Annotated in this window: 12 protein-coding genes and 1 pseudogene; 5 read left to right on the forward strand and 8 right to left on the reverse strand. The window is 65.4% G+C overall.

Translation table 11 applies throughout. The features are described from left to right. Positions 1-10: 10 nt before the first annotated feature. On the reverse strand, positions 11-1,909 hold the full coding sequence (locus tag ACFC4D_RS39915; RefSeq protein ID WP_376071341.1) for a DUF6301 family protein: 1,899 nt from the start codon (positions 1,907-1,909) through the stop codon (positions 11-13). Positions 1,910-1,971: 62 nt separating this feature from the next. On the opposite strand from ACFC4D_RS39915, the gene ACFC4D_RS39920 reads away from it, so the two are divergent. Next, on the forward strand, positions 1,972-3,741 hold the full coding sequence (locus ACFC4D_RS39920; protein WP_376071343.1) for a penicillin-binding transpeptidase domain-containing protein: 1,770 nt from the start codon (positions 1,972-1,974) through the stop codon (positions 3,739-3,741). A gap of 106 nt (positions 3,742-3,847) precedes the next feature. After that, a complete protein-coding gene (locus tag ACFC4D_RS39925; RefSeq protein ID WP_376071346.1) occupies positions 3,848-5,557 on the forward strand; it encodes a cutinase family protein in 1,710 nt (569 codons plus the stop codon). A 104-nt stretch (positions 5,558-5,661) separates the two neighbouring features. On the opposite strand, the pseudogene ACFC4D_RS39930 reads toward ACFC4D_RS39925, so the two are convergent. From ACFC4D_RS39930 to rpsF, 6 genes and pseudogenes are all read right to left on the reverse strand, one after another. Continuing rightward, positions 5,662-6,927 (reverse strand): annotated as a pseudogene (locus ACFC4D_RS39930) (LAGLIDADG family homing endonuclease); the annotation flags it as partial. A 127-nt stretch (positions 6,928-7,054) separates the two neighbouring features. Then, a complete protein-coding gene (gene dnaB / locus ACFC4D_RS39935; RefSeq protein WP_375961276.1) occupies positions 7,055-8,449 on the reverse strand; it encodes a replicative DNA helicase in 1,395 nt (464 codons plus the stop codon). A 500-nt stretch (positions 8,450-8,949) separates the two neighbouring features. Then, entirely contained in the window at positions 8,950-9,405 is a 456-nt protein-coding gene (gene rplI, locus ACFC4D_RS39940; RefSeq protein WP_364636585.1) for a 50S ribosomal protein L9, read from the reverse strand. A 17-nt stretch (positions 9,406-9,422) separates the two neighbouring features. Further along, positions 9,423-9,674 (reverse strand): 30S ribosomal protein S18, encoded by a 252-nt coding sequence (gene rpsR / locus ACFC4D_RS39945; protein WP_067567655.1) that lies wholly within the window; start codon positions 9,672-9,674, stop codon positions 9,423-9,425. A 55-nt stretch (positions 9,675-9,729) separates the two neighbouring features. Next, positions 9,730-10,296, reverse strand: coding sequence for a single-stranded DNA-binding protein (locus tag ACFC4D_RS39950; RefSeq protein WP_364636583.1), 567 nt, complete (start codon positions 10,294-10,296; stop codon positions 9,730-9,732). A 104-nt stretch (positions 10,297-10,400) separates the two neighbouring features. Then, the gene (gene rpsF, locus ACFC4D_RS39955; protein ID WP_330185601.1) at positions 10,401-10,691 is read right to left on the reverse strand and encodes a 30S ribosomal protein S6; all 291 of its coding nucleotides are present in this window, start codon (positions 10,689-10,691) and stop codon (positions 10,401-10,403) included. 169 nt (positions 10,692-10,860) lie between these two features. Between rpsF and ACFC4D_RS39960 the strand changes: the two genes are divergently transcribed. Beyond that, a complete protein-coding gene (locus ACFC4D_RS39960; RefSeq protein WP_376071349.1) occupies positions 10,861-12,261 on the forward strand; it encodes a glycosyltransferase family 87 protein in 1,401 nt (466 codons plus the stop codon). Between the two features lie 4 nt (positions 12,262-12,265). On the opposite strand, the gene ACFC4D_RS39965 is transcribed toward ACFC4D_RS39960, so the two are convergent. Further along, positions 12,266-12,823, reverse strand: coding sequence for a CGNR zinc finger domain-containing protein (locus tag ACFC4D_RS39965; RefSeq protein ID WP_376071352.1), 558 nt, complete (start codon positions 12,821-12,823; stop codon positions 12,266-12,268). Between the two features lie 88 nt (positions 12,824-12,911). Here ACFC4D_RS39965 and ACFC4D_RS39970 point away from each other — a divergent pair, with 88 nt between their 5' ends. Both ACFC4D_RS39970 and ACFC4D_RS39975 read left to right on the forward strand, forming a co-directional pair. Beyond that, on the forward strand, positions 12,912-13,817 hold the full coding sequence (locus ACFC4D_RS39970) for a DMT family transporter (RefSeq protein ID WP_376071355.1): 906 nt from the start codon (positions 12,912-12,914) through the stop codon (positions 13,815-13,817). 21 nt (positions 13,818-13,838) lie between these two features. Then, a complete protein-coding gene (locus ACFC4D_RS39975; protein WP_376071357.1) occupies positions 13,839-14,801 on the forward strand; it encodes a DUF389 domain-containing protein in 963 nt (320 codons plus the stop codon).

The following is a 14,801-nucleotide window of genomic DNA, read 5'->3' on the forward strand; positions in this document are numbered from 1 at the left end:
CCGCGCACGGTCAGAAGCCGGTAGCCCCCGTCGACGGGGTGCGCAGATCGTGATCTTCCGTGCCCGACCGCACCCGCAATACCGTGTACGGACCCATTCGGGTGCGCAGCGGCCACAGCGCGAACTCCACGAAATGCCGGAAGTCGCGGTACAGCGCGGGGCGATAGAGGCCGCACCGCCATACCGGGCGCGCCGCCTCGGGACGCTGCCAGCCGTTCGCGCGCATCAGGCCGGTGATGCGCGGATGCAGGCCCAGCCCGGCCTCGGCGTCCAGGCTCACCCGCAGACCGTCCGCGTCGCGGTGGAAATGCGCGGTGCCGCGATCACCGGCATCGACGGTGGCCTCGGCGTTCTCGGGCAGATCCGCGACCACCACGGCGAGATCGTCGAAGAACTGCCGCCATTCGCGTTCGGCGGCGCGGCGGGCCGTCTGCTGCTGTTCGATGATCAACTGGCGGCCGCGTTCGGCCGGATTCACCAGGTACAGCTCGACCGTATTCTCGTCCGGCACAATGCCTATGGCCAGATTCTTCGATGCCCACACCGGGCCGTGCGCATGCCGGAGCGTGCCGTGCACGGGTGCGCCCAATTCCGCGCGCAGACCCTCCACCGCGCGAGTCACCGCCGCCGTCAACTGGTCTCGCACCTCGGCGGGCGGACCCTCCTCGTACAGCTGGGATTCGATGCTGTCGCTGAGGGTGATGCACACCGCCTCCAGGCGGTCGCCGCCGTAGCAATAGCGAGCGCGCGAATGATCGATCCGCAGTTCGGTTTTCGCGTGCACCACCCGATCCGACGGACCGGGATCGCCCTCCAGCCGCCAGCCCAGGCGCTCGGTGAACGCGGCGATATCCGCGCGCGACCACGACCAGTCGAAATCCTTTGCCGCACGCGCTATTTCGATACCGCCGGGCACATCAACGCGCAGCGGGCCGATATCGAAACCGTATGGGGCGTTGCTGCGCAGGAATTCCGCGCGCTGTGTGCGCGCGGTCGCGTGCGGAGGAATGCCGAGCGGGGCGACATCGAGATCCTCGCCGCCCTCCACCCAGGCGTCCGCCACCAGATCCGTCACCGCGCGCACCTCCAGAATGCGCAGCGCCTGCACGGTATCGGCCGCGAAATGACTGACGGCGGTACGCCCGGCATTGCGCGGCAGGGTGCGCCACCAGTTCGCGTCCTCGGAGGGCTTCCAGCCCTGCGCCATCAGCTGATCGTCCACCTCGACGCCGTATCGCCAAGTGGGATCGATGAATTCGCTGCGACTGAGCTCACTGGTGAACTCACCCGGCTCCACCGCGAATTGCACGTAGCGACCACCGGGCGCGGTCACCACCATGCGCGCGTCCGTGGCAAGCGACTCCAGATATTCGGCCAGATCCTCGGTGAAGCGGCCCCAGCCGCCCAGACCCGCACGCCTGCGCGCACCGTCATGCCGCTTATCCATCCAGAAGCGCTGATCGAGCGGATTCACCAGCATCAGATCCACGGTTTCCGGGCCGATCGTCAAGCCCACCAGCAGATTCGGGAAAACCCAGGACGGTCCCTCATCCGGCCCCGCACCCGATTCGGGCTCACCCCACACCTCGGCGAACGCGGCGCGCACCCGGGCCAGCGCGTCATCGAGCAGATCCCGATGCGCGGTCGCGGGACAGTCCGAGACCGGCACCCGCACGTACTGGAGCCGCCGCCCACTGCCCCAGAACATGGCCGAATCCCACCAGATATTCAGGCCGGTCCGGGAGAACACCGCACCGCGGCGCATGGTGCCCACCGGCTCCGGGGTATCCCACCCCACCCGGCGCGCGAAACTCCGGACATCGGTGGCATCCCAGCCCCAGACGAACCGCACTGCGGCCCGGACGATCTCGATAGCGCCCGCACTGTCCACCCGAACCTCGAAACCCACGTGGCGACAGTAGCCCCGACAGGTCCGTGCTTACCACGTGATCGCCAGGTACCGTCGGGCCAATGCGCACGGGAACCAGACTGCTCGGAATGGTCGTCGCAACCGGCCTCGCACTGACCGCCTGCTCCGGCGATAAAACCGCCGACCACATGCAGGACGCGGCCGGCGGGTTCGCCGATGCGCTCAGCCGCGACGACGTCACCGCCGCGGCCGCCGCCACCACCGACGGCAAAAAGGCCACCGACACCCTCACCGGGCTCTACGACGCACTCGGCAAGGATGTGAAATTCCAGGTCGGCAAGGTCGAGAAGACCGACAGCGGCGGAACTTTCACCCTCACCGGCACCTGGAAACTCGGGAAAGACGGCCACAACACGTGGACGTACACCACCAACGGACAGCTCGACGATACGAGCGACGGGTGGAAAATCCACTGGAATCCGGCCACCGTGGCACCCGGGCTGGATATCGGGCCGCTGTCCTACAGCGCCGTGGATCCCGCGCCCGCCGCGCGCATACTCGACAGCACCGGCGCGGAATTCATGACACAGCAGGTCGTCACCCTCGTGAACCTGTCACCCGGGGTGGACACCGCGGCCGTCGCGGCGCTGCTGCAACCGGTCGCCGCCGATATCACCGCGGCCTCGCTGAATACCGAACTCGCAGGTGCGCAGGGCAAATCGATCACGGCCGTCACCCTGCGCGCGGCCGATATCGCGCCGATTCAAGATGCGCTGGCCGCACTGCCGAATGTCACACTGGCACCGCAGAATCGGCTGCTGACCACCGACAAGGCCCTCACCTCACCATCCTGGTCCGGGCTCAGCGACCTCTGGCAGCAGGAGAACGACGCCGCCGCGGGCTGGGCGGTCCGGGCGCGCGGGACCGACGGGACACAGCGGGTCGGCGGACAGGACGCCAAGCCGGTCAATGACATTCGCACCACCCTGGACCCGGCGCTACTGCGCGCCGCCGAAGGCGCGCTCGCCCCGATCCCGCAGGCCGCGACCATCGTGGCACTGCAACCGTCCACCGGCGACGTGCTCGCCATCGCGCAGAACGCGCCCGCCGACGCCCAGGGACCGATCGGACTCACCGGGCTCTACCCGCCCGGCTCCACCTTCAAAACGGTGACCGTCTCGGCCGCACTGCAATCGGGCGCCGTCACCCCCGACACCGTGCTGCCCTGCCCGGGCACCGAGAACATCGAAGGACGGCAGATCCCCAACGACAACAACTTCGACCTCGGCAGGGTGCCGCTGCACACGGCCTTCGCCAAATCCTGCAACACCACCATGGGACGGCTCGCGGTGAACCTGCCGCCCGACGGACTCACCGATGCCGCGAACCAATTGGGCCTCGGCATCGACTATGTGACGCCCGCGCTGACCACCGTCACCGGCAAGGTGCCCGCCGCCGACACCTCCGCGCTGCGCGTGGAAGAGGGCATCGGACAGGGCAAGGTCACCGCCACCCCCTTCGGCATGGCACTGGTCGCCGCCGCGCTCGCACACGGATCGCCGCCGAATCCGGTGCTGGTGCAAGGCCGTCCCGGCACCCCCGACCACGCCGCCGCACCACTGCCCGCGGGCATCGCGGACCAGATCAAAACCATGATGCGCGAGACCGTCACCTCCGGCACCGCCACCCAGCTGGCGGACATCCCCGGACTGCTCGGCAAGACCGGAACCGCCGAATTCATCGACGACAAACACGCGCACGGCTGGTTCGTCGGAATCTCCGGCGATCTCGCGTTCGCGGTGTTCATCAATGACGCCGGATCATCCACCCCGGCGGTCGACGCGGCGGGCCGGATGCTGCGCGCGCACTGACCGCTAGCTGCATAAACGGTAGCCGCAGTAACGATTCCCTTCCCCATTCCGACGTCCCCGGTGAATCACGGCCCGTCGGGGGGCCTATCCATCCACCGGAATGGGAATGGGAACCGGGACATTGGCTCTTCGAACTTATTTTGCGCGCATTCGATCGTTCCTCGGAAAGAACCGCCGCACCGCGATACCCGTTGCGGCACTCGCCGCACTCGGGCTGGTCGCGGCCATCGCGGCCTCCTGGGGTATCACCTCGAAGCCGGGCACCACCGAGACGCAGCTCACCTCATCGGTCATGGACTGCCATGACATGGTGACCATTTCGGTGGCCGGACGCAACGACACCCCGGTCTCGGGCACCACCGCCATGCTGGTCGACCGCAACGGCAACGAACTGCCCGCCGCGCTGTCCGGAGACCACAAGAGCGAATGGCTGGACCCGGTCGTGAACGCGGGCAGCAATGCCGTCGGCTCCGATTCCAACGCGGCCATCTACATCGCCTACCCCGCCAACCTGAACTCGGAAGAGGCCGCCGTCACCGCCGGCGTCGCCAACACCGAGAAGGTCATGCGCGAGATCTCCTCGGTCTGCCCGAACACCAAGTACTCCATCGTCGGCTACAGCGAAGGCTCGGACGTGGTCCGCCGCGTCGCCATGCAGATCGGCAACTCGCAGACCGATATCGACCCGGACAAGGTGCTCGGCGTCGTCATCCTCGCCGACCCGGGCCGCAAGGCGGGCGACGGCACCTTCATCGGCGCCCAGGACCCCAACCACCCGGACAACTTCGACACCAACTACGGCGGCAAGGGCGCGGGCGGTCAGGGCGCACTGCCCGACACCGGCGGCGACTTCGGCAAACTGAACGGCAAGATCGCCTCCTTCTGCTCCGACGGCGACCTCACCTGCTCTGCGCCGCAGAACATTTCGCTGCTGCAGCTGGCCATCAACGTCGGGCGTCAGATCAATGTGGACTCGCTGCAGAATGACGGCCTCACGCCCGCGACCGGTCAGGACGTCGCCGTCAAACTCGGTGATATCGCGCTCAAGGCGTTCCAGTACATCGGCAACAACCCGAACTGGATGAAGAGCGACGAAACCTTCCTGCAGGTGCTGCTCAAGGTCTCCGCCCCCACCTACAAGCCCGGCGCCGCCGCGGTCACCGCCGGACCCGTCTCCGCCGGGGACAGCGTCGCCACCAACGACATGTCGCCGCTGGCCTACCTGCCGCAGAAGGTCTTCAACGAGATCGTCGGCCTGATCGTCACCAACACCAACACGATCCCCGTCATCCTCAGCGATCCGTACCAGCAGACCCTCGGCCCCGACCACACCGGTCACCACTTCGACTACTGGAAAGACGCCGACCAGGCCAACGGCAAACCCCTCACCTCCGCCGAATACGCCGCCGCCTGGCTCACCCACCTGGCCCAGCAGGCCCAGAAGGGCGAACCGGTGACCACCGCCGCCAAGCCCGAACCGGCAGACCTCGCCGCCGCCTACAAGGCCGCCAAGCCCACCGTCGAATCCGCCTCCACCACAACAACTTCCCCGACCAAGGCCTCGGGCACCACCACCCCCGGCTCAACCACCCCGGCCACCACAACACCGGGCACCACAACCCCGGGCACAACCACCCCCGCCCCGGTGACAACCACGCCCACCACCCCGGCTCCGACCACCGTCGCCCCGACGACCACGGATTCCGTACTGGCCCAGGCCCCCGTCACCACCACCCCACCCGCAACCACGGTGCCGCCCACCACAACCACCACTGCTCCACCGACCACCACGGTCACCACCACCCCCAACCGGTAACCCAAAACCCTTACCGGACAACCGAATACGCCAACGCCCTCCCCGTAATCCAATTGCGGGGAGGGCGTTAACGTCTACTGGTCAGAACTATTGGATGGCTTCGACGAATCATGAGTCGAAATGCCCTGTGCCACTAAGTTGTGTGTACCCAGCACCTCAACCTCGAAGACGTCCTGTTCGCCATCGCTCGTGATCTCGACAATTCGATCCCAGAAGACGTCACTGGTCGCGAACATCTCGAGTTCGGCGTCGTCGAGAATCGCAGCGGCCCGCGCCAGACGCCCTCGGCTCGGTGCTGCCTTCCACATTGCGGAGCCGCAGAATTTTGATCCCATCGAGGCTTGGAAGGCGCGAAGTGGAAGCTGCCGATCTGCGAGGAGAGCGCGGACCCGAGTCCAGATTTCGTTTGGAATCGTATCCACGTTGGTATTGCGAACGAGGGGTTCCAGCTCAGCGAGGGTCGCGTTCGCTGCGATGCCACGAGCCCCGTGCACGCCTATGTCGCGAAGGAAGAGCGTTTGATTATCGGCACCGTCTATCGAGAGATGCCAGCAATCACGGTAGCCCGACTTCAAGACTCGTTTGATCCGCCCATGGATGTTATGCCGAAGCAGTAGATGCGTGACATCGTCGATCAGTTGACGGCTGGTAGAGGCGTAGTAGACGTGAGCTTGGCGGCCCTTGGTGTCCCAGCGGACAGAACCGTCGGTCGCCCAGAGATGGCGGAGGAAGAGCGCGGTTTGATCGTCGGAAAGGGAGAAAATGCGCGCGGGAACGAACTTCTCGTAACTCCTCAGCCCGAACAATCCGAGCTCATCGAGCCACAGGGCAATCGGATTACGGATTCCTCTCGCGAGGCGAAAGGGAGCGGGAAGCCGCAGGGTTGTTACTCGCGCGGCCGCGTATTCATCGCGAACGGCGGTAACGCCGAAGTGGATGGCGGCAGTACTCACCGCGGCGAGGTTCTCCTCGTCGATGCTTGCGTAGCGGATCGGCTGTCGTTTGACGCAGGATCCATCACCGATCATGTGCGCTAACAGGATCACTTCGGCATCTGGCATCGTCTCGGACTTCGATGGTGCGGAAATGCGGCGCGGGATAGCAATGCGAGCGTCGATCCCAAGGCTTGCGAGCGGGACCCAGCCGCCTACGGTCAGGAAGGCTTGTCGGCCAGTAGCTTCCAGCTCGCGGCCAGAGGCAAGTCGGACGCGGAAGACGTCTCCACGACCGCTTGGCAGCACTCGCACCATCGGGCGGGACGTCATACGCATACGTTCATCAAGTGACCAGACGGGTATGTGTCCAACGCTGGTTGACAGGCTGTGCAGCGTGACCTCATGGCCAGTGTCGGCGCGCAGTATCCGCGTCGATTTCGGCAAAGCTCCCATTCTGTAAAAAGGTGTCGAATGCATCAGTATCCCCCTGTATGCGGCAGTAATTGAATCAATTATTGCGCAGTATGGGAATTCTCGAGGCTAGAATCGAAAATATGTTCGATTAGCCTCGGGCCATATCGACAAACCTGCTGAGATGCAACTGGTGCGCAACGGTAATGGTTGCGGTAGGACCATTTCGATGCTTACCGACAATGAGGTCTGCCTCGCCCCCTCGGGGGTCATCTCTTTCAAATGCATCGGGCCGATGAAGAAGAATTACCATGTCGGCATCTTGTTCTAGCGAACCACTCTCGCGAAGGTCAGACACCATTGGTCGCTTATCGGTTCGCTGTTCCGGACCACGGTTCAGCTGACTGATAGCGATAACCGGGACTTCCAATTCCTTGGCCATCAGTTTGAGGCTTCGGGAGAAATCCGAGACTTCTTGCTGGCGCGATTCCACCTTTTTGCCGGAGCTCATCAGCTGGAGGTAGTCGACCACGATGAGGCGCAGGTCGTGACGCTGTTTCAGGCGGCGGGCCTTGGCGCGGATTTCCATCATAGTGAGGTTCGGGGAGTCGTCCACGAATAGTGGAGCCTCGCTGATTTCACTCATGCGGCGGGCGAGGCGAGTCCAGTCGTCATCGCTCATGCGACCCGATCGCATATCGCCGAGTTTGATTTTCGCTTCGGCGGATAGGAGGCGCATGACGATTTCGGTGCGGCTCATTTCCAGGGAGAAGATGACGCTCGCCATTCCATGCTTGATGGAGCAGCTGCGCATGAAATCCATTCCCAGGGTCGATTTGCCGACACCGGGTCGGGCCGCGACGATGATCATCTGGCCGGCGTGCAGGCCGTTGGTCAGTTCGTCCAATTCGGTGAAGCCGGTGGGGACGCCCAGGGAAATGCCGCCGCGGCTGGCGATGGAGTCGATTTCGTCCATTGTTGGCTGCAACAGCTCTTCAAGAGGGAGGAAGTCTTCGCTGGAGCGGCGTTCGGTTACTTCGTAGAGTTCGGCTTGGGCGCGGTCCACGACCTCGGCTACGTCTTGGCCGTCGGCGCCCGCGTAGCCGTATTGGACGATGCGGGTGCCCGCTTCGACGAGGCGGCGCAGGACGGACTTCTCGGCGACGATTTCGGCGTAGTAGCCGGCGTTGGCGGCGGTGGGGACCGTTTGGGTCAGGGTGACCAGGTACGGGGGGCCGCCGATGCGTTTGAGCTCGCCACGGCGGTCGAGGGTGGCGGAAACGGTGACCGGGTCGGCGGGTTCGCCGCGGCTGTAGAGGTCCAGGATGGCGTCGTAGACGGCCTGGTGCGCGGGGCGGTAGAAGTCGCCGGGGCGAATGACCTCGATGACGTCGGCGATGGCGTCCTTGGACAGCAGCATGCCGCCCAGGACGGACTGCTCGGCGGCCATATCGTGCGGGGGCTGGCGGCCGAAATCCTCACCGGGGGCTTCGCGGTACTCGGAGGGTCCATTATCGTCGTGGCCGCGATCGTCGATGACTGCCATCTCGACCGTCCTCTCTCCTCCGGCCCGGATTCGACATCCCTCACCGTTCTACGCCTGCATACCGACAGATTCGGGCTGCCACGCGGCGGGCGAACGCGCGTGGTGATGAGGACAACGATGCGAACCTAGGCGACCGAACAGGTACTCGCCAAACCGACCTGTGGATACACCTGTGGATAAAGTGGGTGTTGTTCACCAACCGTTGTGCACCCCCTGTGGATTACTTGGGGACAACAGTCGGCGGGATCGTACAACCGCCAGGTAGTGGTCTATTTCTCACTGTCGGCAACTGTGGATCAAAACGTTCCGGCGTGTCGCTGGACGTCCACCTTCGGGCGTGTTCGGTGAACAGCGGCGAACCAGTTTGTGACCCGTCACACAAAGCGGAAGGTTGGTTTGTTCAACCATCCACAAGCCGACACACAGCGATGCGCAGAAAAGAATCGGAGACCGCCCTCGCACCCGGAAGTACGAAGGCGGCCTCCGTTCTGACGCCGAAATTACTCGGCGGCGTTGACCTGCAGGTCGAACTTGGCAGCCACATCGGGGTGCAGGTGCACCACGACGTTGTGCTTGCCGGTGCTCTTGATGTGAGCCTTCGGCAGCTCGATGCTGCGCTTGTCCACAACCGGACCGCCGGCGGCCTTGATGGCGCCCGCGACGTCGGCGGTGGTGACCGAACCGAACAGCTTGCCGGTGCCCGCGGTCTTGACGGACAGCGCCACGCCGGTCAGGCCCTCGAGGGCCTGCTTCAGCTCGTTGGCGTGATCCAGGTCGCGCACCTTGCGCGCGTCCTGGGCACGACGGATGCCGGCAACCTGCTTCTCGGCGCCACGGGTGGCGACGATCGCCAGGCCGCGGGGCAGCAGGAAGTTACGGCCGTAACCGTCCTTGACCTCAACGGTGTCGCCGGGCGCACCGAGGTGATCCACATCAGCAGTAAGGATCAACTTCATTGCTGTGTCTTCCCTTCTCAGCGAGCCGTGGAGACGTAAGGCAGCAGTGCCACCTCACGAGAGTTCTTGACGGCAACGGCGACGTCGCGCTGATGCTGCACGCAGTTACCGGTCACCCGGCGCGCGCGGATCTTGCCGCGATCGGACACGTACTTGCGCAGCAGCGCGGTGTCCTTGTAGTCGATGTTGACGGTGCCGGTCTTGGCTTCTTTGCAGAATGCGCAAGCCTTCTTCTTCAGCACCTTCTCGCGTGCCGGTGCTTTGGCCATGGGTTTTACTCCGTAATTCTGGGGGAGCTCTCAGGCTCCCTGCGAAAGCCGTTGTCTAGAACGGCGGTTCATCGTCCATCTGCTGCCCGCCCCCGAAGGAGCCGGCCGCGGGCGCACTGCCCCACGGGTCGTCGCCGGCACTCTGGCCGCCACGACCTCCGCCACCACCACTGCTGCCACCGCCGGAGAAACCGCCACCGCCTTGGCCGCCACCCTGACCGCCGCCGCCCGAGAAGCCTCCGCCGCCACCGCCACGGGTGGTTTTGTTGATCTTCGCGGTCGCGTACTTCAGGGAGGGACCGACCTCTTCGACCTCGAGCTCGACCACTGTGCGCTTCTCACCCTCGCGGGTTTCATAGGAGCGCTGCTTCAGTCGTCCGCTCACGATCACCCGAGATCCACGGGTCAGGCTCTCGGCGACATTCTCCGCAGCTTCTCGCCAGATGTTGCAGCGCAGGAAAAGCGCTTCGCCGTCTTTCCATTCATTGGTATTACGGTCGAACACACGGGGAGTCGACGCGACCGTGAAGTTCGCGACGGCCGCACCCGCGGGCGTGAATCGAAGCTCGGGGTCAGCCGTCAAGTTTCCGATGACGGTGATGACCGTGTCGCCTGCTGCCATGGTTCCTCCTGCTATCCGGTGCAGTCCGCAGTGCACTCGCCTGTTGCGCTCAGCCTAGAGACACAGACCGACGCATTGTGAGTGCACATGCGGGAGGGCAGGACCTACTTCTTGCCGAGGCGCAGCACCTTGGTGCGCAGCACCGACTCGTTCAGTCCCAGCTGGCGATCGAGCTCGCTGACCGTGGCGGACTCGGCGGTCAGCTTGACCACCGCGTAGATGCCTTCGGCCTGCTTGGCGATCTCGTAAGCGAGACGACGCTTGCCCCAGATGTCGACGTTGTCGACCTTGCCGCCTTCTGAACCAACCACGCCGAGCATGGTGTTCAGGTTCGGGCCAACGGTGCGCTCGTCCAGACTCGGATCGAGGATAACCATCACTTCATAATGACGCACGGACCTCATCACCTCCTATGGGCTTAAACGGCCACGGACGATCCGTGGCAGGAGGGTTCGTTGCGTCAGCAACCCGCCAAGGCTACATGAGCGGCTGTGAGCAGCGAAATCGGGCCCGGACAAGGGTTTGCCGGGCCGGAACCCGGCCGAGCCGCTTAGGGTGGTGGCCATGTTGAACCGACCCGTCGGCAATGAGCCGGTCGCCGACCGCGCGGTCGGCGACCGTTCATCGATGGGGTTGATCGCCGTACTGGTGTGCGCGGTCACACTTTTGGTGGCCTACTTCAACAAGGCGCGCTGTGCGGGCGCGCCGTTCAATGAATTCGGCCGCAGCACCATCTTCGATTCGGTCAAGGATTCGAACGTCTGTTACTCGGACATCCAGTTCCTGTGGCTGGGCCGCGATATCAACGAGCACATCTTCCCGTACCTGACCGGCGGCATCACCCCGGACGGCGCGCTCACCGGCGGTGCGGTCGAATATCCGGTCCTGAGTGGGCTTTTCATGTGGCTGGGCGCGATCGGCGCGCACGATGACGCGGCGTTCCTGCTGCATTCGGCGCTGCTGCTGGCGCCGTTCGCGCTGTTGACCGCGTACATGCTGGGCCGGATGGGCGGGCGCGCGGCGCTGCTGTGGGCGGCCGGTCCGCCGCTGATCCTGTACGCGTTCCATAACTGGGAACTGCCGGTGGTGTGCACGGCGGTCGGCGCGGCCTACATCGTGTCCACGATGACGCGATATTCGTTGCGGGCGCGCGGAATCGCCGCCGCGGTACTGCTGGGCATCGGGTTCTGCCTGAAGCTGTATCCGGGAATCTTCGTGCTGCCCTTGCTTTTATACGTGCTGGTCGGTGAGCCGCGGCCGGGTGAGGACGCGCGGGTGCCGCGCCGCTTCGATGTGCGCGGCGCACTGCTGGTGGCGGGGACCGCGATCGTGACCGTGATCGCGGTGAATCTGCCGTTCGCGCTGGCCGGTTATGAGGGCTGGCGGGCGTCGATCACCTTCCAGCAGTTGCGGCAGGCCGATATCACCACGAATTCGATCTGGTACTGGGGTCTGCGCCCGGTGTTCGGCAATACCGCCGCCGATGAGGCCAACTTCCAGGATGTGGTGTCGGCGGCGTCTCCACTGCTGATCGTGCTGGCGTTCGCGGTGGCGGGCTGGCTGGGCTGGCGGCGTTTCGCGGTCACCGGGCTGTACCCGTGGATCGGGGTGAGCGGGGCCATGCTGTGCGGATTCCTGCTGTTCCACAAGGTGCATTCACCGCAGTACACGCTGTGGCTGATTCCGTTCCTGGTGCTGCTGGAGGTGCCGTGGACGCTGGTGGGGGTGTATCTGCTGGCCGATGCCGCGATCGGGATCGGGGTGTTCCGGTACTTCTACGCGCTGGGTTCCGGGCACGCGCCCGAGCTGGCCGAGAATGTGGTGCAATTCGGGGTGTGGGGCCGGGCGGTGTTGCTGCTGGTGTTCTTCTTCCTGTTCATCAAGGCCCGCCCGCGCGTAAGGGACAGTGCGGCAACGCGATTCGAGGAGAATCCGGCGCCGGTGCTGGCGTACTCGGCACTCTGAGCGTCTAATGCGCTGCCGCGGTATCGGTTTCGGTGCCGCGGGCGCGAAAGGCCGCGCTCTTGGCGCGATTTCCGCACACGGTCATATCGCACCAGCGCCGCGATCCGGCGCGTGAGGTGTCGACGTAGAGGCGGGTGCAGTCCGCGCGCCCGCATTCGCGGACCCGGTTCCGGTCCGCGCCGCCGACCAGTTCGATGGCCGAGCGTGCGATCGCGGCGAGCACGGATTCGCTTGTGCCGCTGCGCTGTACGCCCCCGGCGGCCGTGAGTTCGACGCCGGGCAGCGGGCCGCGCGCGATGTCGTTGACGAGTCGCCGGTCGGCGTCGTCGATCGGCGCGCCGTCGATGACGGCCAGGGTCATGCGCCAGGTGGCTTCGCGCAGTGCGGTGGCGCGCTCGAGTTCGGCGGCGTCGGCGGTCGGCGCGCTGTCCAGCAGTTCGGCCGCGACGGCCCATGCGCCCAGGTCGTCCGGTGTTTCGAGGAGGTCCTCGAACCGGGCGCGCCGGGCTTTGACGGTGCCGATGAAGTCCAGTGCCAGATTGCCGCTGACGAAGGTGAACATGTCTTTCACAATAACCCCCTTGACAGGTTACTGCTAGCGGGTGAAGTCTGATAACCGTCTTAAGGGGTTACGCCGACGGGAGATGGCCATGCCGGACCGATTCATGAACGGGGTCGTACAGCCGCTGTTCGTCCTCATGTGGAGCAGCGCGTTCATCGTCGGAATCATCGGCGTTGGCGCGGCCCCGCCGATGGTGGTGCTGCTCGGCCGCTATGCCATCGCCGGACCGCTGCTGCTGCTGTACGGCCTTGCGGTACGCGCCGTCTGGCCGCGCGGACGGCAGCTGCGGCACGTCATGATCGCCGGTCTGCTCATGCAGATCGTGCAGTTCGGCGCCTTCTATACCGCCATGGGCGAACACGTCTCCGCCGCCGTCATCTCCCTCATGCAGGGCCTGAATCCCGTTGTCATCGCGCTGTTCTCGGGTGTCCTGGGCGAGCATGTCAGCAAACGGCAGTGGCTCGGATTCGGCATCGGCGGCGTCGGTGTGGCCTTCGCGGTCAGCGATCAATCCAATTTCTCCTGGCTGGGCCTGCTGCTGTGCGTCATCGGACTGCTCGGCCTGAGCCTGGGCACCGTCTACCAGAAGAAATTCACCCCCACCGTGGACTCGCGCGCCGCGACCGCCGTGCATCAGCTGGTCAGCGCGCCCTTCGCCGGACTGCTGGTGCTGGTGAGCGGCGACTTCCACATCAGCGATCCCGGCCGCTTCGGCATCGCTCTCACCTGGATGGTGCTGATCAACTCGATGGGCGCGTTCCTGCTGCTGAACGCCATGCTGCGCCGCTGGGACGCCACCCGGGTGGGCCGCCTGTTCTTCGCCACCCCGGTCACCACGGCCGTGCTGGCCTGGCTTTTCATCGCACAACCGTTGCACCCCTTGACGATCGCGGGTCTGGCCGTCGGCGTCCTCGGCATGATCCTGGCCGCGCGCAAGGCCCCCGCGCCCCGGCCGGAACCGATCGTCGCCGTGCCGGAGCCGGTGCGCGCCTAGATCACCCGGCAGACTGTGCGCATGCTGCACCTGCGGATCACGGCCCCCGCCACCATGACCGATGACATCCTCGGCGCACTCGAGCACGACGACGCGGTGACCGGCCTCGCGGTCTTCCGCGGCGTCGCGCTCAAACCACCGGGTGATGTGGTGACCGCCCAGGTGGCGCGCGAGGCCGCCAATGACGTCGTCGACCGGTTGCGCGCGCTGAAGGTGCATCGCGAGGGCAGTATCGAGATCGAACAGGTGGGAACCTGGTTGTCCCGCAGCGGTTTCGACGCCGAGGTCCGCTCCCCGGGCAGCAGCGCCGATTCGGTGGTGTGGGCCGAGGTGACGCAGCGGTCCTATGACGAGACCGAACTGAACTGGACGTTTCTGAGCTTCCTGACGCTGGCGACGGTCATCGCGAGCATCGCCATCATCACCGATTCGCAGATTCTGACGGTCGGTGCGATGGTGCTCGGCCCCGAATTCGGCCCGATCGCGGCCCTGGGCGTCGCGCTGGTGCGTCGTCGATTCGTGCTGTTGCAGTTGGCGATTCGCACGCTGGTGAGCGGTTTCGTGATCGCCATCGCGGTGACGATCGGGCTGGCGCTGCTGGGCCGGGCGCTGGGCTGGATCACCCTCGACGATGTGATCGGCCCGCGTCCCGGCACGGCGTTCATCTACACCCCGGACAAGTGGTCGTTCATTGTCGCGGTGGTCGCGGGCGCGGCCGGGGTGCTGTCCATGACCTCGGCGAAATCGGTTGGCCTGGCCGGGGTTTTCATCTCGGTCACCACGGTGCCCGCCGCGGGCAATATCGCGCTCGGGGTGGCGTTCGGTGATGGTTCGACGATCTGGGGCAGTGTGGCGCAGCTGTTCCTGAATGTCGCCGGTATGGCGCTGGCGGGCTGGGTGACCCTGGCGGTGCAGCAGTCGGTGTGGTCGCGCATATCGGTGCGGCGATCCCGGCGGCTGACCGCGCAGCGCCGCATGCTCTGA

This window comes from Nocardia sp. NPDC056000 (genome assembly GCF_042269265.1).
In the GTDB taxonomy this organism is placed as follows: domain Bacteria; phylum Actinomycetota; class Actinomycetes; order Mycobacteriales; family Mycobacteriaceae; genus Nocardia.